Origin of the sequence: Acinetobacter bouvetii, from assembly GCF_902753875.1 — a bacterium.
GTDB lineage: Bacteria > Pseudomonadota > Gammaproteobacteria > Pseudomonadales > Moraxellaceae > Acinetobacter > Acinetobacter bouvetii_A.
Map to the genome: position 1 here is coordinate 1 of NZ_CADDTS010000008.1, position 21,036 is coordinate 21,036.

Genomic DNA, 21,036 nt, shown 5'->3' on the forward strand with positions numbered 1-21,036 from the left:
TCAAATCTTCAAATCTTCAAATCTTCAAATCTTCAAATCTTCAAATCTTCAAATCTTCAAATCTTCAAATCTTCAAATCTTCAAATCTTCAAATCTTCAAATCTTCAAATCTTCAAATCTTCAAATCCAGATCTAAATCGGCCTATACTATTGAGATTCGTATTTAGAAAAAACGCTCATGAAAGATCAATCTGAGTTTGCGAAAAATATTATTAAGATTTATAAGAAACATGCACGTGCATGGACGGAATTGCGCGGTCAGTTGCTATATGAAAAAGCGTGGCTGGATCATTTTTTTTCGTTCATTCCTGAACATGCTCGACTCTTGGATTTAGGTTGTGGTTCGGGCAAGCCGATCGCTGCTTATTTGCTTAAGCATGGACATGCGGTGACGGGGGTAGATAGCTCGGATATCATGATTGAGATGGCACAGCACAACTTTCCTGAGCAGCGCTGGATTGAAGCTGATATGCGCACTTGGCAATCAGATCAGAAGTTTCAAGGGATTCTGGCTTGGGATAGTTTTTTTCATTTGAAGCCAGATGATCAACGTCAGATGTTTGAGCAGTTTTCCAGATTTGCAGAGCAGGGAGCCATGCTGATGTTCACCAGCGGGCCGGCAGAGGGTGAGGCAATTGGCGAGATGTTTGGCGATGTTTTGTATCACGCTAGTTTGTCACAAGATGAATATCAGCAGCTTTTAGAAGCTCATGGTTTTAAAGTGGTAAAAATGGTTGTGGAAGATCCGGACTGTGCAGGGCATACGGTGTGGCTGACTAGAAAGCTTATATGAAAACTCTAAATATAGATTGGATGCTGATCAAATAAAGATACAAAACTGGACGAATTATGTAAAAGCCCATTCGAGGGAGAATGGGCTTTTACTGTTCAGTATCTTAATGATTTCATATGATAAATTAATTAAATTGTACTACCTTAGTTTCAATCGTTGGCTTTGCTTTATATATCGTAGCGACATGGATTTACGGTCAAAAAGAAGATCAAGCTTAAGCTCTATCTTCTTTTTTTTGCTTTAAATTTTCTAAAAAATAATATTTCTTCAAATCTTCAAATCTTCAAATCTTCAAATCTTCAAATCTTCAAATCTTCAAATCTTCAAATCTTCAAATCTTCAAATCTTCAAATCTTCAAATCTTCAAATCTTCAAATCTTCAAATCTTCAAATTAATTTTCTTTATATCGAAGGCTTAAAAAATTGAATTATTAATCATTACTCAACGAATATTGAGCTTTAATGATTATATAAAATGCATGTTATCAATTATTTAATTTTATTGAACGATTTAAATTTCACATAATTGTCATCACTTTGACAGTGTTTCGTCATACAGATTCTTTAGGTTGTTGCAGGATTTCTCAAGGATCTTAGAGGTTAGACATTGAATTACCAAACACTTTTATGTTGTCTCGCATTAACTCAAATTGCAACAATACACACTGCACAAGCTGCATTTATTGAAGACAGCAAAGCGGAAATAGACTTCAAAAATTATTATTTTGATCAAGATCAAGAACCCAATGATAAAGATTCGACAGTTTGGGGGCAGGGGATTGAATTATCTTATCAATCTGGATTTACCGAAGGTCAGGTTGGTTTCGGTTTGGATGCGACCGCAGCCATCGGGATTCGTTTGGATGGCAGTAAAGGCAAAGCTGAAAATTCGTTGATGTTTCCCTTAGACAGTGATGGTGGCCCAACCAATTATTGGACGCGTGCTTATCCAACACTTAAAGCGCGTTATGAAAAGACCGATGTCAAAGTCGGCGAATTACGGCCCAATTTGCCGGTGTTAAGTCGTAGTTTTGCACGCTTATTGGAGTCATCTTATTTGGGTGGACAAGTGACGTCCAAAGATGTGAAAGGGCTTACTTTAACTGGGGGCTATGTGACCAAAGCGGTTCCACGTGCATCGCGGGATGCTTCAAAACTGTCTATTAAAGGGGCTACTGAAACCAGTGATGGTTTTTTATTTGCTGGTGCTGATTGGAAACCCAATAAAGATTTGACCTTGCAATATTATGTGGGCGAGCTGGATGATTTCTATGTGCAGCAATTTGTTGGTGCAAAGCATAAATTTAAAATTTCAGAAGATCAGAGTTTCAATACCGATTTAAGACTGTTTGATACACAAGCCACAGGTGCCAATGAGCGTGGTGAAAAAGGCTATGGCACTAAAGTGGATAACCAAACGGCCAGTATTGATTTTAAATATAAAGTGAAAAATCATCAGCTCCAGTTTGGAGCACAACAAATTGGTGACGATGGTGATTTCCTGCATATGAACCAAGGTGGTTTGGGGCATGGTGCAGACGGAACTTTTATATATTTACCCACCAATCGCTTACTGCAAAACTTTACCAACGCTGGTGAAAAGTCGACGTGGTATGGCTACCGTTATGATTTTAACGATCAATATTTAAAAGGTTTGAACGTTTCATTTCTTAAAGTGAAAGGACGTGATTTTGGTAAATGTGGCTGTGCAACTGAGTCAGAGATTGATTATACCCTGCGCTATAAAGTGCCTGAAGGTAAATTAAAAAATCTAGGATTTACCGCGCAATACGGCAAATTCAAAAAAAGCACCGGCACCAAGCAAGAGCAAACACGCATCTATTTAACCTATACCTTGCCATTGTTCTAAGCCAATCCAATCAAAACATTTAAAGAGAAAAAGCATGAATAATTTTAATTCAAATCGCCGTCAATTTTTAAAAGGTTTGATGGGGGTGAGCTCATTGGCGCTGTTTGCTGGGCTAAGTTCAGTTCGGACTTGGGCAAATGCAAAATTTGCAATTAGTCCTTTCCAATTGGGAGTTGCTTCGGGTGAGCCGTGGCCTGATGGTTTTGTGATTTGGACACGTGTTGCGCCTTATCCACTGTCTGTCGATGGTGGCATGCCCAATGAAGCTGTAGAAGTGAATTGGGAAATTGCCACGGATGCTGAATTTAAAAAAATTGTGAAAACTGGTGTGGCTCAAGCACATCCTGATTTGCATCATACGGTGCATGTGGAAGTGACAGGCTTAGCGGCGATGACACGCTATTATTATCGTTTTAAATTGGCTGGTTATGAAAGTCCTGTGGGAACGGCAAAGTCAGCACCTGCCGCGCATCAAATGCCTGAAAAAGTCCGTATAGCCGTGGTTGGCTGTCAGCACTATGAAACGGGTTATTACACAGCCTATGATTATTTAAGCCAAGAGCCTGATATTGATCTTGTATTCCATTATGGTGATTACATCTATGAAGGGCCTGAAGGAAAAGGTGGTGGACGTGCTATTGGTGACTTGCGTGTTTCCATTCCTGCGCGTCAGCATATTGGTCCTGAAATCCAAACGCTGTTCCAGTATCGCATTCGTTATGCGCAATATCGCGCGGATCCTGACTTGCAAGCAGCCCATGCTTCAGCACCCTTTGCGATCACCTTTGATGATCATGAGGTTGATAATAACTGGGCAGCAGATATTGAAGAAAAAGGCGCGAAGAAGGAGATCTTCTTGCTGCGTCGCGCTGCAGCATTCCAAGCATGGTATGAATATATGCCAGTTCGCTTAAAGCAAAAACCGAACGGTCCAGATATTTTAGCTTATCGCACCTTGGACTATGGAAAAATGCTGCGCATGAATATTTTGGATACACGTCAATATCGATCACCAATTCTATGCACGAAGTCCCAACTGGAAGATGGCTTTGATAAAATTGATTATTGCAGTACTGAAAATAGTCGAAATGAGCAGGTGTTAGGTAAAGTCCAAGAACAATGGCTGGCGAAGCAAATGCGTCATGACAAACGTTGGAACGTTTTGGCCCAACAAATTCAGCTGATGCCATGGCTGCGTTATAACAAATCAGGTAATGCTTATTTTGGTAAGGATACTTGGAATGGTTATCCGTTTGCGCGCGAAAGATTAGTCGAATCCATTAAGAAAAATGCACCGCATGGTAATACTGTGATTTTATCAGGCGATTTGCATCAGTATTTTGCTGCTAATATTCCAAGTGACTTAAAAGATTACAATAGTCCATCGATTGCAACAGAGTTTTTAACCACCTCAATTACGTCAACGGGAGATGGGCAGCCAATTCGTCCGGGGCAGGATGATGTTTTAAAACTAAATCCACATATTAAGTTTATTAATGATCAGCGCGGCTATCAGACACTGGATTTTTATCAAGATCACATGCGCACAGATTTAAAAGTGCTGGATTTTGTTGAAAAACGCGGGGGCAAATTAAGCACTGTGGCAAGTTTTGAAGTGGCTTATGGTAAGCCTGTGTTAAAACGTGTTTAACACGTTTGAATAGATTCTGTGCATAAAATTATGAAAAAGCGTTTAGTTGATCTAAGCGCTTTTTTTATAAATCATTTTTAGTTTAAGTATTTAAAATTTTGGTAAAAAAATCCCACCTGAAATGTGGTGGGATTTTCTAAAAATAATTATTAAGCTCACAAATTTAAATTATGGTGCTTTTTGTAATAAAGCTTGAATTTCAAGTTTGGCTTTTTGCATGTCTGCTTTAAATACAGGATCAGCCTGAAGGCGAGCATATTGAGCGGCGCCCATCAGACGGCCAGCATCCACATCACTTTGCCAATGCATATTGCAGATTACACGGCTTTGTCCAAATTCAATGCCACGTTTCAGTATTTCACTTTGACGATCTGGACGTAATTCTGCGAGGACTAAGGCATAAGTCCAGCCAATGGTGGTATGACCTGATGGATAAGACACAAATTGATTCTTTGCATTTTCTTCGTCAGGCGTACACGTGCTGACATTGAAATAAGCATATGGTCGTTCGCGGTTGTAGTGTTTTTTTGCGGTCTGGGTAGAGTAACGGCTATCCAGCTTAATTTTTCTTAAAATTTCAAATAATACTGGTGTATTTTTCTCATTAATTTCCAGACCGAATGCCGTTGAAAAAGGAATGCCTAAATGTGCATTTGAAACATCAGCATCAATTTTGGCTTGCTGCCAACGTGCAGTGTTTTTTAAGCTTTGCGACTGCTTAAAAATAGCTTGATCTCGAATGAAGTCTGCACTGTATGGGCTGGATGGTTTAGCTAAAATTTCTAGGCTATTGGGTGCTAGATTTGCTGTGAGGTAAGCATCTGCTGCAATTGAAGAAGAAGTTACACAGAAGAGTGCAAATGTAGGAATAATATGTTGAGCTATAGATTTTAAAGGAGTCATAAGGCAATGATATGTAGAATAAATTAAAAAGCGATCACACCATAAGCAATAATGTTGACTATAAGATGACAGTCCTGAATAAGCGGAAGATTACGTAAATATATTTTAATATTTGGTGAAAATTACAATAAATCATAGCCCATAAAAAACCACCCCAACTTTCGAAAGGGTGGTTTTTTTAAAAGGCTAATCTGAAAAGTTAAGCGCTTTGTTGTTCAGACTGAATTGCGGTTAAGGCAATGGTAAATACAATGTCATCGACCAAAGCACCACGTGACAAGTCATTAACCGGTTTGTTTAAACCTTGCAGCATAGGGCCTACACTCACCACATTTGCTGCACGTTGTACGGCTTTATAAGTGGTATTACCTGTATTTAAGTCCGGAAAAATAAACACATTGGCACGACCGGCAACCGGCGAACCTGGTGCTTTGGATTGACCTACACTTTCAACCGATGCCGCATCGTATTGTAATGGTCCATCAATGATTAAGTCTGGACGGCGTTGCTTGGCAATTTCAGTGGCTTTCGCTACTTTTTCGACATCTGCACCGGCACCAGAAGTCCCTGTAGAATACGAAATCATGGCAATACGCGGGTCAATACCAAAGGCTTTGGCAGAGTCGGCAGACTGAATCGCAATTTCCGCCAGTTGCTCTGCATCCGGATCCGGATTGATTGCACAGTCACCATAGACATAGACTTCATCCGGCAACAGCATAAAGAATACAGAAGATACCAGTGAGTAATCCGGTGCTGTCTTGATCAGCTGAAATGCTGGACGGACGGTATTGGCAGTGGTGTGTACCGCGCCTGAAACCAAGCCATCGACCTGATCAAGAGCAAGCATCATGGTGCCTAAAACCACAGTGTCTTGAAGTTGTTCACGCGCTTGCAACTCATTGAGTTTGCCTTTACGTAGCTCGACCATTTTCTCGACATAGTTTTCGCGAATCAGGTCTGGATCCAGAATTTCTAAATCATGCGGTAATTCAATGCCCCGCGCTTTAGCCACTTCAACCACTGCTTCAGGTTTTGCCAGCAAAATGCAGTGGGCAATACCGCGAGATTGACAGATGGCTGCTGCCTGAATGGTACGTGGCTCATCGCCTTCAGGAAGGACAATGCGCTTTTTAGCTGCAATGGATTTTTGTACCAGTTCGTGACGGAATGCAGAAGGGGATAAGCGTGGTTTGTATGAGCCATTTAAAAGTTGTTCAAGCCATTCTGCATTAATATGGCTAGAGACAAAGCGCGAAACTTGTTCTGCACGCTCGATATCATCCACTGGAATTTCATTGCTCAGGTTAGATAAATTCTGTGTAGTTTCAAAGGCACTTAATGCAGTATGCAAAATTGGTAAACCATGATTCATGGCCGATTGGCAGAACTCTAAAACAGCGGGATTGGGTTCGGCGTGTTCAGTTAACACCAAGCCTGCTAAAGGAATGCCATTACTACTGGCCAGACTGCTGGCCAATAACACATCAATGCGGTCAGAGGCGCTAATAATCAGTTCACCTGCGACAAACTTATTCAGTTCATGTTCAATATTGGCTGTAATCAGGCTGCTGTGTAACATACGGCGTGTTGACGCTTCGCCCTGATGAATCCAGCTGGCTGAAATATAAGATGCAAGATCAGAAATCCGCGGCACACTCAGGGTGTTGCTAAACGGAACCAGACCAATCACCGGCAGTTTGTCAGAGCCAATGTGAGCGTGGGTTTTCTGAATTTGCTCAGTAAATTTGTGGGTGTCACTAATCAAACGCAAGTTTGGATTAAAAGTCACTGGAATCTGTTCAGCATCTTTGCCTAAGCCTTTGGTACGCATAAACAATACACCGGCATTGCGAGTAGAGTCAGCTCCGCCCAAATAGCGTAATTGATTTTCCACTTTTTCTGCTGCGACTTCAGGTTTATTCATGTCGGCATTGCTGACAATAATGACTTTGGCATCTAATGCCTGTGCCAGTGAAGCATTCAGATCTGCAGCAAAGGCATCACGGTTGTTTGGAACCAGACCTTCAACAATAATCAGATCATGCTTTTTGGCAATTTGACGGTGTAAATGCACAGCTGCTTCAAGCAATTCATCATGTTCACCCGAGTTAAGCTGATGAATCAAACTTGTATATGGAATCGGTTCAACAGTTTCGTTATTCGATAAATGACGATACAGTGCAGTTGAACGGTCAGAGTCTTGCTGTTGTTCTTGTGAGAAAGGTTTAAGAAAACCGGCTTTGATACCTTGGCATTCCAATGCATAAATTAAGCCTAGGCCAGCCGAAGTTAAGCCGACACCTTCTCCAGTTGGCACGAGTAAAATTGTTTTCATAGTTCGATTCTAAATATAAGGATGAATAAGGGTGCTATACAATGTGCAATGGCTTAAGCCACTGCTACATCTGCTTCAGACTTTTTTACGGTTGCCTGATTCACCTCGTTGTCCACAACGTGCTCAGTTTCTTTTGCAATACGGCCTTCTTCATCGGTTGGGATCACCCAGATTTGTGGACCTGTACCGGTATCAATACGTCCTTCAGTGCCGCGTTTTAGGTTGTTGTTTTGTTCTTTGCTTAAGTTGAAACCGAAATGAGGTAAATAAGACATTGTTTTTTCACGGATATAGGCCGAGTTTTCGCCTATACCACCGGTAAAGAACAAGCCATCAATACGTGGTAAGCCACAGCTTAAAGCCGCCAGCGATTTAGCTAAACGGTAGCAGAATACTTCAATGGCCAGTGTTGCATCTTCATTACCTTGTTCTGATGCTTCAATTAAGGTACGCATGTCATTTGAAAGATTGTTTGATAAACCGAGCAAACCACTTTCTTTGTTTAGCATCTTGTCAATTTTATAGACATCCCAGCCCAGATTGGCAGCAAGGTAGCTATGCAAACTTGGATCAACATCACCACTACGGGTGCCCATAACGATGCCTTCAAGTGGGGTTAAGCCCATTGACGTATCTACACTTTGACCATTCCAGATGGCACAAGTCGAGCTACCATTTCCTAAATGGGCAGTTAACCAGCCACCTTGTTTAAAGCTTCCAGCCAATTCTGAACCTCGCTCAGATACATAGGCATGGCTGGTACCATGGAAACCATAGCGACGTACGTTGTATTCAGTATATAAGAATTTTGGTACGGCATAGTGGTAAGCATGCGCTGGCATGGTTTGATGGAATGCGGTATCAAATACTGCCACTTGTGGAAGTTCTGGGAATAAGCGCATTGTCGCGTCAATCCCTACAAGATGAGCAGGGTTGTGAAGTGGCGCCAGCGGAGTCGCTGCGCGGATGCGTTCAATAATTTCTGGTGTTAATAATTCAGCTTTGGTTAGTGTGCCACCATGTACGACACGGTGTCCAATCGCTTGAGGATTGTAATGAGAAAGACGTTCCAAAATGGTTTCCAAAGCCTTTTCATGATCGGCATGTGGAATAGACAGTTCGAGTGGCGCGCCACCAGCAGAGACACCCTTAATGCGTGCTTCAGCAGAACCTAAGTTTTCTGCTAAACCAAAAATTCGATCTTCACGACGCTCTGAAACGAGTGCATATTTAATAGAAGATGAGCCGCAGTTAATAACTAATACTGATGTAGACACGTTTAAATACCCGAATTTTAATTGAAATAAGTCGTCCCTAAAGTGATCTTTATGCAGTACGTTTCAATGCAATTCAGATCAGTTTGAATGTTGTATCATGTGTTGATTTTCTGTCCTAGATAGACTTTAGCAGATTAGACTTAAGCACTATCGACCCCTGAAACAATAATAACTAAAATTTATCAGTTGATAGTTTTCATTTATTATTGAAATAGTGTTTAAGCATAAACAATCTATCTACTATGGCTTTAACCCTAGCATGAGATATAAATTTTGAGCAGGGCATAAGTGTTATTTTAATGCTTAGTTTTGATACTTTATTTCTGACCAGCGTACAATCACATAGGCAATCAGGGCCACCATAAAAAAGACCAGCATCATCCAGGCCAAGCCTTGTAAGGTTTCAATAATGGTGCGATAAATTTCCAGTACCCAACGTTCACGGGTGAGTTCAATCACAATTTTCTTGTCATTTTCCGTATAGGTCAGCGGAGTGATGTATTTTTCCATGTCGTAAATACGAATGCCTGAAGATGTTCCGACCACCATGCCGGCAAATTTGGTGTATTTCGCCCAGGCTTCATGAATCGGGTCGTGAATGATACGTGCAAGAATGGCATTGATCGAATTGGAAAAAATTTTCATTACTGCAAAAGAAACCAGTAATGCCAGTAAAAATGTACAAATAATTAAATAATAAAACATGTAGTTTTCCCTTTTATCTTTCTCATTATTTTGATCATGTTACGAAATTTAAGACAGGGATATTGTAGTGACTGTGTTCAGCCTCATGGTTGAAACTGAACACTGAAAAGATGCTTTAAATAGAGGAATTATTGGCGAATTTGACCATCACCAAACACCACCCATTTTTGAGAGGTCAGACCTTCCAAACCGACTGGACCACGCGCGTGAATTTTATCGGTGGAAATCCCGATTTCTGCACCCAAGCCATATTCAAAACCATCGGCAAAACGGGTCGAGGCATTGATCATCACTGAACTTGAGTCAACACGGGCCAGGAACTGACGTGCCAGACTATAGTTTTCAGTAATAATGGCATCGGTATGGTGGGAACCATATTTATTGATATGATCAATGGCTTCATCAATTCCACTGACCACTTTAACTGCCAAAATTGGACCTAAATATTCAGTGTACCAGTCTTCTTCATTGGCCGGCTTTACGCTTGAACCTAGGATGCGCTGGGTTTCACGGCAGCCACGCAGTTCAACCTGCTTTTCTGCATACAGTTCAGCAATACTTGGCAAGAAATCTTCAGCAACTTTCTCATCCACCAGCAAGGTTTCCATGGCATTACATACGCCATAACGATGGGTCTTGGCATTCAGGGCAATTGGCAAAGCTTTTTGCAAATCGGCCTGTGCTTCAACAAAGACATGACAATTACCATCCAAATGCTTAATCACTGGAATACGTGCTTCATTGCTGATCCGTTCAATCAGTCCTTTGCCTCCACGTGGAACAATTACATCCACATATTCAGACATGGTAATCAGATGACCCACGGCAGCGCGATCAGTGGTATTAATGACCTGTACCGAAGTTTCAGGCAAACCTGAGGTTTTCAAGCCGTGTTGAATGGCTTCAGCAATGGCTTGATTGGATTGCAATGCTTCAGAACCGCCACGTAAAATAATGGCATTTCCCGATTTTAAAGCCAGCGATGCTGCTTCAAGGGTCACGTTCGGACGTGATTCGTAAATCATGCCAACCACACCTAAAGGCACTCGCATTTTACCAAGCTGAATACCTGATGGACGATAAGCCAAATCAGTAATTTCCCCAATCGGGTCAACCAGATTCATGACATCTTTTAAGCCTTGTAGCATGGCTTTGAAGCGTGTGGGGGTAAGTTCTAAACGATCAAGTAATGCACTGTCCAAATTGTTGTTACGACCTTGGGTCATATCAATCTGGTTTGCAGCTAAAATTGCAGCTTCACTGTCTTGTAATGCAGTGTAAATTGCAGATAAAGCATGATTTTTTGTTTGGGTAGAAGCGCTGGCCAATACACGAGAAGCTTGGCTTGCCTGTTGTCCTACCGTTTGCATATATTGTTCGATTGCATCTTGCATAGCGGTTTGATCACTTAGAAATTACCTTCTGATAGTAACAGTCTGGAACCAGACAATGAAGCATCAATCCAGAAAAAAGTCACTGAAACTTTCATGCTGTTAATATTTTGAAATCCTTTTATAGATAAATTTAGATAAGTGGTCATGGAATAAGTTGCTTGTGAAATGATCCTCTGTATAGAATGAAAAGATAGGGACAGTGACGTCTAATAATTACAGCGAAGAATGGATGCAGCAGAGCGCAGAAATTCTATATTTATTTTCTTGCAAAATAACAATAAGGCAAGAATGGAGGAAGGGATATGAATTCCATGATCCAAATGGACTCGGAAGTAGAAGAATCAAACACAGATTTTGGTTTTTTTGATCTTTACCATAGAAACAGTTTTAAAGAGCCAGCCCGCACGACATGGATTGATGGTTGGAAAATTGAATATATGGCGATTGCTCAGCCTGAAACAATTCACAACACTCCAATTGTGATTGTAGGAGGGGCATTTCAAAATTTTAACTCTTATAAATATTGTGTTGAGCAGCTACTCAGTGCAGGGCCAATTATTTTGATTGATTTACCTTCCATGGGAGCCAATCAGCAAATTACCAATCGTGATACCGGTATTTCGGCAGGCACTTTAGAATTACCTGATCTGGCAGCGATGTTGGGTGAATGGCTGGATGTAGAAAATCTTGCAAAAGTTTCGGTTATGGGCATGTCACTTGGGTCGGTGGTTGCTTCAAGTTTTGCAGTACAACGTCCGGAACTGGTCGATCGTATGATCCTGATGGGTGTCATGCAAAAAACCCGTAAGAGCTGGCGCATGCTTTTAGAAGAATCCTTGCACTTGATGAAAGAGCAGCGCATGGATGAGTTTGGTCAGGCGGTGATTCTATATTTGGTCAATCATGCCAAAATGGATCAAACCAAAATGTCACCTACTGCAAAACGACTATTCTTTAGGCAAATGGCTGAATTTACCGCAACCGAGCAAGACCGTTATGAAATTAACTGTAGCCGGTTACTGCGTTTAACCAATGTGCCGATTCCACAATGTAAAGTATTAGTTGCTTGTGGGCAATATGACAGCTTTACGTTACCGCATGAAAATGCAAATTTTGCTTTGCAATGCCCAGACATGGAATTTGCCATGATTGCAAATGCCGACCATGTACCACAATTACAGCGCCGTAAAGAAACCATGAGTTTATTTGCCACTTTCTTACAGGGCCAATCCATCCAAAATGTGGAAGGTATTATCCCAATGACACGCGCGCAATTACTGACTTTAGAGCGTCGTGGAGAAGAGCGAATTGCCGTTCAGAAACCAATGACTGTATTAACCCACCGCCATTCAGATTTACAGCTGCCTACCCGAATTGTGGATTTGAACTTTTTTGGTGTTTTATTTGAATTTGCACCAGGTTTGGCGGAAAAGGCTGAACAATACCCACGAGATTTGGCTTTGCATCTGGAAGATGAAGAAGGTCAGTTTAAGATTGAATGCTTGATTTTTCAGGTGGATTCCACACAAGTTCGTGCCTTGTTCAAGCATGGTAGTTTTGATGTGGCAGAACGTTTATTACGTTATGTACAGCGCCAAAAAGAATTACTGCCGGTACTGGAATCTGTCAGTTAATTTGTGGTTAACCACAAAAAAAACAGCGTTATGAAACGCTGTTTTTTTTGCTTGCATGAATCATCCAGACCAAATCCCCTAAATGTTCTTCACTTGAACCAGATGAGCTATCCTGATCTTGAAAATACTGTTTTGGCTGAACAACATTGACCTGTTCGAAACCGGCTTGCTGAAAAAAATCCTGAGCTTGTTGAGGGGCAATAAAATGGAAACTAAAAGCACTCTTGGACATCCATTTTAATAGTTTACTGCTGGCCCAGATAAAATTGGCCAGTTTATTTTTGACCGGTTCCGGATAAATATCGGTGAGATATTGCAGTTCTTTGAAATGTTCACCGTAATGACTAATGGCTTGAAGCAATTGTAATAACATGTCTTTGTTAAAGTAGTTGATCAAGCCTTCACTAATCACCACCAGAGGGCGATTGGGATCAAATACATGAAAAGCCTGCTCAAAATCCGCTGTGAATAGATCTACGGATAAAACCTCTGGACTATTGGCATCAATCTGTTTTAGCGCTTGGGTTTTGACTTTTGCCATATCTGGCAAATCTAGTTCCCGGTATTCAATATGCGGGAATTTCTTGCGGAAGTTCCATCCTCGGGGTGAAAGACCGCTGGCGATTTCAAGCACCTGTAAATCCGGATACTGTTGAATGAGTTGGGTGAGATGCTGGTCAATCATGCTGTGGCGTTGTTTCAGCGTGGTTCGCATGCTACCACCGACAAATTTTTCTGCCCAACTTTCTAAAGGGTGTACCAGTTTCGCGAGCATTTTGCCTTTAGATGTCGCAAAAACGGGATGGGAAATCCCCATGCTGTACCAGATATAGCCGGTATAATGTGCCGTAAATGAAATATGCCGATGTTCTGAGAGCTGTTGTGTCATGTCATCCTGACCTTATCTGTTTTTGTAGTTTTAACGTTTAGCGGTTTTTCTATTTAAAACCGGATATTTGGAATACATTTCATTTTTTAATGGGTCCATCAAAAATGAGCCGAATCCAATAAGCGTACTTTTATTTTGATTTATCATAAAGAAAAAGGAACACCTTGTCGTGTTCCTTTTGTCGTTTTAATTCATTTTAATTCAATGATTTTTTAAAGTTTTCGACAGTGTCCCGAACGCTTTGCCATTCAGTGCCCAAGTCTAGTGTTTCACCCACTGAAATTTCTGGAATTTTCCCTCGCATACGTTGCAAGCGTTCTTGATTGGGTAACGGTAAATTCTCGATACCGGTTAACGCCACACATGCAGCATCACGATCATTACAAACCAAGCCCATGTCGCAGCCGGCTTTCAGTGCTGCCTGAATTCGGGCATCGGCACCACCGGCAACACAAGCTGCTTGCATGGTTAAATCGTCTGAGAACAGCACCCCATCAAAGTTCAGTTGCTGACGCAAAACCGTTTGAATCCAGTAAGGAGAAAAACCGGCCGGGTTTGGATCGACCTGATCATAAATCACATGTGCTGGCATGAGCGCATTCAGTTGTGGCATGAGCTGAATGAAGGTTTGCATGTCCTTGTGATAGATTTCATCATAAGAACGTGAATCGACTGGTGCTGCTACATGTGAGTCGGCTTTGACTGAACCATGACCTGGGAAGTGTTTGCCAGTATTGGCCATCCCTGCGCGTTTCATACCCTTCAAAAATGCACTGGCCAAAGGCACAATATCCTGAATGTTTTTAGCGAAGCTACGATCACCAATTACATCGCTAACATCATTTAAGTCCAGTACCGGTGCAAAGCTAAAATCAATACCGACAGCCAAAACTTCAGTGGCCATTAACCAGCCGCATTGTTCAGCCAGCTCAACTGCACGTTCAGGTTCAGTCGGATAAAGTTCCCCCAAGCGTCCCATTGCTGGCAGTAGGGTAAAGCCCTGTTTTAAACGTTGTACCCGGCCACCTTCCTGATCTACTGCAATTAAAATGTCAGGTCTGATACGACGCATATGATCGGTTAAAGCGCGAACTTGGCGTGGTGATTCTATATTTCGTGAAAATAAAATCATGCCACCTACTTGCGGTGCTTGTAATAGTTCAATATCTTCTTGAGTAAGTTCTGTGCCAGCGATGTCTAGCATCAATGCGCCAATCATATCGGTGTCCGTGTTGGAATTTTATAAAGAAAAACAATACCCGAATTCTGCAATGATTTGCTACATTTTGACAGTACAGAATATGATAAAACTACACGACATAAACATATTAAGTTGTTTAAGATTTTGAATATCTTGCATTCATGCTGAAAAACGACGTTGTAATATTGGTCCAAGACCAAGGAAGTACGAATTATTTATGAAACTTCAATCATTAGCTTGTGCAGTTGCAATCGCGACTGGAGGGTTTTTCTTTACTCATGTAGTAAACGAGGCAATTGCTGCAAACAATACTGTTGCAGTTTCTCCATCTGTTCAACCAACGCAAGAGCAGGCGTTGGTTTCACGTCAATTGGCGACTTTGGTTGACCGTCAGCATTACTTGAATATGCGACTGGATGCGGACACGTCTAACCGGATTCTAGATTTTTATTTAGATAGTCTGGATGCAGACCATTCATTATTTTTAGCGCCTGAAGTTGAACAATATAAGAAAAAATATGGTGTAAATTTTGGTGCAGCCTTAAAAGCTGGAGATTTATCCGGTCCCTATTTAATTCATGCTCAATATCGTGACCGTTTAAAACAGTTTTATCAGTTTATGCTGGCTGAATTGAAAAAGCCGCAAAACTTGAAACAAAGTAATGTATATATTGATACCGATCGTGAAAAAGCACCTTATTTCAAATCTGCCGCAGAACAACGCGCACATTGGCAAAAAATGCTGGTGTTACAGCTGATTAACTTGAATATCAGTAAAGAAGAAGAGGCGGCAAAACAAAAAGCACTTAAAGATAATCCAGACTTGGCCAATGGGCAGGATTTGGCTAGCCCTGAAGATTTAACGCCTGTTCAGACCCTGACCAAGCGTTATACCCGACAGCTGGAACGTATCAGCCGTGTGAAAAGTGATGATGTTCTGGACAAAACTTTAAATGCAATGATGCTGACTTATGATCCGCACAGTAACTATTTCCCGCCTGTAGATGCGATGGAGCTGAACCGTCAAACCACTTTGCAATTAGAGGGTATCGGGGTTTCGATTCGTCCAGAACGTGGTAATGAAGATTACACCAAGATTGAAACTATCGTCGAAGGCGGTCCGGCCAGTAAATCGGGGCAGGTAAAAGCTGGAGACCGAATTATTGGTGTGGCACAAGACGGCGATAAAATGGTGGATGTAGTCGGCTGGGCCAGTAATGAAGTAGTCGGCTTGATTCGTGGTAAACGTGGAACCAAGGTAAGTTTGCGTTTATTGGGAGCGGGTGCATCAATGAGTCAAGCTCGTACTGTTAGCCTGGTTCGTGATGTGATTCAGGAAGAAGATGCAGGTGTTCGTTCACGTACTGTGAATATTAAACGTGACGGTAAAGATTATACTTTTGGCGTGATTGAAATTCCGTCATTTTATTTGAACTACCGTGCACGCCGTGCCGGTACGGATTATCGTTCAGTTTCTGAAGATACCAACAATGCATTAAAAGCTTTGGCAGCAAAAAATGTGGCCGGGATTATTATTGATTTACGTAATAATCCGGGTGGATCATTGGAAGAGGTTGCCCGCATGTTGGGTCAAGTCATCAAATCTGGTCCGGTGGTACAAATTCGAGATGGTAACGGCAATGTCAGCGTATTTGAAGATGATGATGGCGGCGCGCAAACCTATGCAGGCCCATTGGCTGTGATGATTAACCTTGCTTCAGCATCTGCAAGTGAAATTTATTCAGCGGCGATACAGGATTACGAACGCGGTATTGTGATTGGTAGTACTACAACAGGTAAAGGGACAGCGCAAGTCCAACTCGATAGTTTGGCTTATGGTCAGGCGACCTTGACGCAACGTAAATTCTACCGTGTGACTGGTGGAAGTACCCAGAACAAAGGCGTAGTACCAGATGTGAAGCTGGTCGACATTTACAATGAGGAATTTGGTGAGCGTAAAGCCAAGAATGCTTTGAAGTGGGATACCATTCCGACTGCACCATTTAAACGTGAAGGTTCAGTACAGCCTTATGTACAAAATCTGGGCCAAATGTCACAGCAACGGGTAACGGTTGATCCGCAATTTAAATATTTGGAACAGCGTAAGGCAATCACCAAAAAAACTGATGAACAGAAGCGGGTGGTGCTGGATATTGATCAGCGTAAAGCCGAATTGAATGCATTAGAGCAAAAAACTTTAGATGCAGAAAATCAACGCCGTAAAGAAACTGGCCAAAAGCCTTATGCTAATTGGGAAAGCTACCAGGCTTCAATTGATGCCCTGATTGAGTCACGTGCAAAAATGAAAGCGACACAACGACCAGCTTTACCTGAAGAAGAGGCTTTTGTTACAGAATCTGCGAATATCTTGCTGGATTATGCAAAATTGCAAGCAGCTAAGAGTACAGCTCAATAGCGCTATCTTTTAGTTTAAAAAATTAAAAAAACCAGTGAGTTGAACTCACTGGTTTTTTTTAGCCCATGAATAGGGTTAAAGTATTTTTTAGACCATGCATTAGCTGATTTTATGTATTTTTGCCAGGTTTTTCCTTCAGACAGGCAAAATTTCAAAAATAAAAATATGAACAGTGTATAAAGAATGGTAAAAAACCTGAACTAGGTTTCTTTTGTAAAATGAATAAATTAGAAATAAAAATGAATTGAGCAATTATCACTTGACCAAAATAGAATAGTATTAGATTCTTGTTTTAATTGATTGTTTTCATAACCACTCTTTAACGATGAAAAGTTTTTGTGAATAGATAAATGGTACAAATAACGTGGCTTAAAACAAGAAAGATGACCTATACGGAAATTTGATATGGTTCATATACATTATGATTTTAACCTTGTAGCGGGTTCAATTATTGTAGCTGTATTGGCATGTTATTTTACATTGTCAATCGAACAATTATTATTCCGTGGGTTAGGTCACAAATATGAAAAAACGCTTCTCCTTATCAGTGGCTTCATGTTTGGAGCTGCGATTTGGTGTATGCATTTTGTAGGTATGCTGGCTTGCCATTTACCTGCCGATTATTCGCTGGATTATGGTCTTACTTTTGCCTCTTATATTATTGCTGCAATTGCTTCAACTTTTGCCATCTGGTTAACCAGTCGGGATACTTTACCTTTCGCAAGACTGATTTTAGGCGCTGTGCTGATGGGCTTGGGGATAGCCGGCATGCACTATACAGGAATGATGGGCGTGCTGATTGATCAGCATAAAATCTATTATGATCCATTATTGACTATTTTTTCGGTTTTTATTGCCATTTTGGGTTCAGGTTTAACTTTTTGGCTCACTTTTAAATATAAAAATACTGTACAAAAACTGCTTTCGATCAAAATGTCAATTGTCGTCATGATGGCCTTGACCATAGTGGGGATGCACTATACGGGTATGGCTGCTGCTGCTTTTTATGCGGTCGATACCAATCAATTGATCCCTCATTATAATGCCGGACAAGGGCTTGTTTTATTTAGTGTCATTTTGGTGACCAGTTTAATTTTAGTTGCAGCATTCTGCGTCGCTATATTGGAACAGCGCTTAGAAACACGTAATACCCAGCTAACCAAGGCTAATCGTGAGCTGGCAAATCTGAGTGTGCATGATAATTTAACCAAGTTACCTAACCGATTGTTTTTAGCTGAATACTCACATTTTTTATTTGCAGATCACCGTTATCGTGATGATAAAATTGCCTTTCTTTATATCGATTTAGACCGCTTTAAGGCAGTCAATGATGTGTTTGGACATCATGTTGGTGATCAATTATTGGTACAACTGGCGAATCGTGTTTACCCGAAATTAAATGGACATGAAAAATTGCTTCGTATTGGGGGAGATGAGTTTTTGATGGTGCTGGAACAAGCCACCATTGAAAAAGCGATTGAAAAAGCTGAACTAGTTTTGGGACTGATTCAGGAAAGTTTCTTAATCGCAGGGAAAGAGATCAATATTTCCAGCAGTATTGGTATTGCCATGTATCCAGACCATGGCAATAATTTGCAGGATTTACTGATTAACGCCGATGCAGCAATGTTGATGTCGAAATATCAGGGTAGAAATACCTATTCCGTCTTTAATTACACCATTGATCAACAGGAAACTAAAAGCCAAACCAAATTGATCAATGACTTGTATAAAGCTGTCGAAGAAAAACAATTTGTCTTATTCTATCAGCCCAAATTTACCACCAAAAATCATGAAATTTGTGGGGTGGAAGCACTAATTCGCTGGAATCATCCTAGCTTGGGCATGTTGACTCCGAATATGTTTATTCGTGGCGCTGAAAAGACCGGATTGATTATCCAAATGGGCTATTGGGCATTGGAACAAGCCTGTAAACAGATTCAAATCTGGGAACAAAATGGTTGTAATTATTTCCCTTTAGCAGTGAATTTATCCGCGGTGCAGTTTGAACATAAACATCTGTTTTCCACGCTGGAAGCTTTGTTTCAGCAGTATCAGATTAATCCCAATCATCTGGCCATTGAAATTACCGAATCGACAGCCATGCATCATGTTGATTCGACTATTCGTAGTTTTGAGCGCCTGGGGCAGATGGGCATCAAACTGGCGATTGATGACTTTGGAACAGGACATTCCAGTTTCCTGTATTTAAAGAACTTACCGGTGGACGAATTAAAGATAGACCGCGAGTTTATTCGTGATTTGGCGGTCGGTTCAAAAGATGAAATGATTTTAGAAAGTATTATTCAACTGGCAATTAAACTGGGCCTGGTGGTAACCGCAGAAGGGGTGGAAACACCGTTGCAGGCCGAAATTTTAACGCGTTTAGGCTGTCAGCAGTTACAAGGATATCTGCTGGGGATGCCGATGGATGTAGTGCGTTTAGAAAAAATGGATTATGTCTTGGTGACTTAAGCTTGATGTAGCCTGAACCCGTTTAATTCATTTCAAAAGTTGCATGATCTGCTACAATATAGTCAATTTTTATACATGAATTCTAAAATATTCAAAAATAAAAACTCTTGATTCATTAATTGGCAAGTATTTAATTTCATGTCTAATTTTAAAATATTAAAAAGAAACGATAAAAATGAAAAATCAATCTAAATCAATCACTTTATTATGTATCACTTTTTTATCATTGTGGATGACCGGATTTTCTGCACGTTCAGAAAATGTTCCAAATCAAGAACAATTTTTTATGATGTTACTTTCACAGCAAATGATGTATGAGCATTGTCGAAGTGCTTATCCTGTGATGATGCAAAAGCAATTTGGCCAAGAGCAAAACGCATTTCAGGCGCTTGCTCAAAAAGGGAAATATGACCAAGGCAGCTTAGAGGTAGCCAGACAATTATTTGCATCTTACGGCAGTAGCGTGATTGAACAAAAAAGAAAAAGTATGCAAAAAGAAATGGATACACTCTATAAGACAGAATCCCGAGTATGCGATTTGTTTTTAAAGCAAAAAACAGGTGTGAAATTAGAGGTTAAGCAAATTTTGTATGATAAAAAGACACTGAAATTCTATATCAATATTCAGGACCAGTGGTTACAAGCTGATATTGATGGTTATGGACTCGGATGCGATTGTAAAAAAGAAACAAAAATACAGAAAGAGCAAAAACTAAGAGCATTTATCGAAAAAGCAAAAAACTATATTTTACCTGGTGATAGCATGTATATGAGTCCAAACAGTAATGATCCACGTGTTTCTTATATGCGTTTAGATGAAGGGCAAGGGCATGCTCAATCAACCATGGATTCATCCCCGGATGGAGTGGAAAGTAGCATAGATGAAATTGCATCAGAAAGTGTCTCAGACCTTGCGAACGAGACAGCCAGAAAGGCAGCAGAAGCAGTAAATCATGTAGATGAAGTGGCCAAAGAAAATAATCTTCAACAAGAAAATTTAGGCTTGGAGTTTGGAAATATCCGGGTTATTGCTGCACCAGATCCGTTGAATTTACTGACGCTTTTTTATAACAAGCCAATTAGCGTCTATTATGAATGTGAATTCAATTATCGTGATCAAAAGGCCACAACCTGTATTACTCAACTTGTTCCATATCCTTAAAATATCAATTGATGGAATATTAAAAATAGTCATCAGTTATAAAATGTGCTGAGATCAACGAAAATAATAACTTGTTTAATTCAGGCATAAACCAATGTGAACATACAGAATCTGTAGATAAAACTACTTTCAGGATTACCCGTAGCAGGATTGAATTCTGCTACAATATCGCCAATTTTGTATTTGGATCTTTTTTGATCCTTAGATTCTCAAATGAAGTGCAACAGAGATTAAATTATTGGAAGGAAGCAAGATGAGCTAGCATTTTGCTTCCGACCGACCAAAGTCAAAGTTGCATCATGAACTATACTCATCTCACTCTAGAAGA

Annotated in this window: 14 protein-coding genes; 7 read left to right on the forward strand and 7 right to left on the reverse strand. The window is 40.6% G+C overall.

All coding sequences use genetic code 11. The features are described 5' to 3' along the window. The first annotated feature begins 178 nt into the window (after positions 1–178). The 3 genes from FB6_RS02635 (at position 179) to FB6_RS02645 (ending at position 4,314) form a co-directional block, all read left to right on the forward strand. Positions 179–793, forward strand: coding sequence for a class I SAM-dependent DNA methyltransferase (locus tag FB6_RS02635; protein WP_174558518.1), 615 nt, complete (start codon positions 179–181; stop codon positions 791–793). Positions 794–1,400: 607 nt separating this feature from the next. Further along, complete coding sequence (locus FB6_RS02640) at positions 1,401–2,663, forward strand: OprD family outer membrane porin (RefSeq protein ID WP_174558519.1); 1,263 nt, start codon at positions 1,401–1,403, stop codon at positions 2,661–2,663. 34 nt (positions 2,664–2,697) lie between these two features. Then, positions 2,698–4,314, forward strand: a complete 1,617-nt coding sequence (locus FB6_RS02645) for an alkaline phosphatase D family protein (protein ID WP_174558520.1) — start codon at positions 2,698–2,700, stop codon at positions 4,312–4,314. Between the two features lie 168 nt (positions 4,315–4,482). On the opposite strand, the gene FB6_RS02650 is transcribed toward FB6_RS02645, so the two are convergent. The 5 genes from FB6_RS02650 to FB6_RS02670 form a co-directional block, all read right to left on the reverse strand. Continuing rightward, positions 4,483–5,217, reverse strand: coding sequence for an acid phosphatase (locus tag FB6_RS02650; protein ID WP_174558521.1), 735 nt, complete (start codon positions 5,215–5,217; stop codon positions 4,483–4,485). 199 nt (positions 5,218–5,416) lie between these two features. Beyond that, the gene (gene pta, locus FB6_RS02655; RefSeq protein WP_174558522.1) at positions 5,417–7,555 is read right to left on the reverse strand and encodes a phosphate acetyltransferase; all 2,139 of its coding nucleotides are present in this window, start codon (positions 7,553–7,555) and stop codon (positions 5,417–5,419) included. 53 nt (positions 7,556–7,608) lie between these two features. After that, positions 7,609–8,832: an acetate/propionate family kinase gene (locus tag FB6_RS02660; protein ID WP_174558523.1), complete on the reverse strand. Its 1,224-nt coding sequence runs from the start codon at positions 8,830–8,832 to the stop codon at positions 7,609–7,611. A 303-nt stretch (positions 8,833–9,135) separates the two neighbouring features. Beyond that, a complete protein-coding gene (locus FB6_RS02665; protein WP_174558524.1) occupies positions 9,136–9,537 on the reverse strand; it encodes a hypothetical protein in 402 nt (133 codons plus the stop codon). A 128-nt stretch (positions 9,538–9,665) separates the two neighbouring features. After that, the gene (locus tag FB6_RS02670; RefSeq protein WP_174558525.1) at positions 9,666–10,931 is read right to left on the reverse strand and encodes a glutamate-5-semialdehyde dehydrogenase; all 1,266 of its coding nucleotides are present in this window, start codon (positions 10,929–10,931) and stop codon (positions 9,666–9,668) included. 302 nt (positions 10,932–11,233) lie between these two features. On the opposite strand from FB6_RS02670, the gene FB6_RS02675 reads away from it, so the two are divergent. Next, on the forward strand, positions 11,234–12,565 hold the full coding sequence (locus FB6_RS02675) for an alpha/beta fold hydrolase (RefSeq protein ID WP_174558526.1): 1,332 nt from the start codon (positions 11,234–11,236) through the stop codon (positions 12,563–12,565). A 28-nt stretch (positions 12,566–12,593) separates the two neighbouring features. On the opposite strand, the gene FB6_RS02680 is transcribed toward FB6_RS02675, so the two are convergent. Continuing rightward, the gene (locus tag FB6_RS02680) at positions 12,594–13,454 is read right to left on the reverse strand and encodes a class I SAM-dependent methyltransferase (RefSeq protein WP_174558527.1); all 861 of its coding nucleotides are present in this window, start codon (positions 13,452–13,454) and stop codon (positions 12,594–12,596) included. 196 nt (positions 13,455–13,650) lie between these two features. Next, the gene (gene nagZ / locus FB6_RS02685; RefSeq protein WP_174558528.1) at positions 13,651–14,673 is read right to left on the reverse strand and encodes a beta-N-acetylhexosaminidase; all 1,023 of its coding nucleotides are present in this window, start codon (positions 14,671–14,673) and stop codon (positions 13,651–13,653) included. Between the two features lie 199 nt (positions 14,674–14,872). Between nagZ and FB6_RS02690 the strand changes: the two genes are divergently transcribed. The 3 genes from FB6_RS02690 (at position 14,873) to FB6_RS02700 (ending at position 20,708) form a co-directional block, all read left to right on the forward strand. After that, positions 14,873–17,071, forward strand: a complete 2,199-nt coding sequence (locus FB6_RS02690; protein ID WP_174558529.1) for a carboxy terminal-processing peptidase — start codon at positions 14,873–14,875, stop codon at positions 17,069–17,071. Between the two features lie 405 nt (positions 17,072–17,476). After that, positions 17,477–19,546 (forward strand): bifunctional diguanylate cyclase/phosphodiesterase, encoded by a 2,070-nt coding sequence (locus FB6_RS02695; protein WP_174558530.1) that lies wholly within the window; start codon positions 17,477–17,479, stop codon positions 19,544–19,546. A 175-nt stretch (positions 19,547–19,721) separates the two neighbouring features. After that, on the forward strand, positions 19,722–20,708 hold the full coding sequence (locus FB6_RS02700; protein WP_174558531.1) for a hypothetical protein: 987 nt from the start codon (positions 19,722–19,724) through the stop codon (positions 20,706–20,708). Positions 20,709–21,036: the final 328 nt, after the last annotated feature.

Bases quoted from the DNA above. Each gene is read 5' to 3' on its own strand.
- FB6_RS02675 (WP_174558526.1), top strand. From the start codon at position 11,234: ATGAATTCCATGATCCAAATGGACTCGGAAGTAGAAGAATCAAACACA.
- FB6_RS02695 (WP_174558530.1), top strand. From the start codon at position 17,477: ATGGTTCATATACATTATGATTTTAACCTTGTAGCGGGTTCAATTATT.
- FB6_RS02690 (WP_174558529.1), top strand. From the start codon at position 14,873: ATGAAACTTCAATCATTAGCTTGTGCAGTTGCAATCGCGACTGGAGGG.
- FB6_RS02680 (WP_174558527.1), bottom strand. From the start codon at position 13,454: ATGACACAACAGCTCTCAGAACATCGGCATATTTCATTTACGGCACAT.
- FB6_RS02635 (WP_174558518.1), top strand. From the start codon at position 179: ATGAAAGATCAATCTGAGTTTGCGAAAAATATTATTAAGATTTATAAG.
- FB6_RS02665 (WP_174558524.1), bottom strand. From the start codon at position 9,537: ATGTTTTATTATTTAATTATTTGTACATTTTTACTGGCATTACTGGTT.
- FB6_RS02700 (WP_174558531.1), top strand. From the start codon at position 19,722: ATGAAAAATCAATCTAAATCAATCACTTTATTATGTATCACTTTTTTA.
- pta (WP_174558522.1), bottom strand. From the start codon at position 7,555: ATGAAAACAATTTTACTCGTGCCAACTGGAGAAGGTGTCGGCTTAACT.
- nagZ (WP_174558528.1), bottom strand. From the start codon at position 14,673: ATGATTGGCGCATTGATGCTAGACATCGCTGGCACAGAACTTACTCAA.
- FB6_RS02645 (WP_174558520.1), top strand. From the start codon at position 2,698: ATGAATAATTTTAATTCAAATCGCCGTCAATTTTTAAAAGGTTTGATG.
- FB6_RS02650 (WP_174558521.1), bottom strand. From the start codon at position 5,217: ATGACTCCTTTAAAATCTATAGCTCAACATATTATTCCTACATTTGCA.
- FB6_RS02670 (WP_174558525.1), bottom strand. From the start codon at position 10,931: ATGCAAGATGCAATCGAACAATATATGCAAACGGTAGGACAACAGGCA.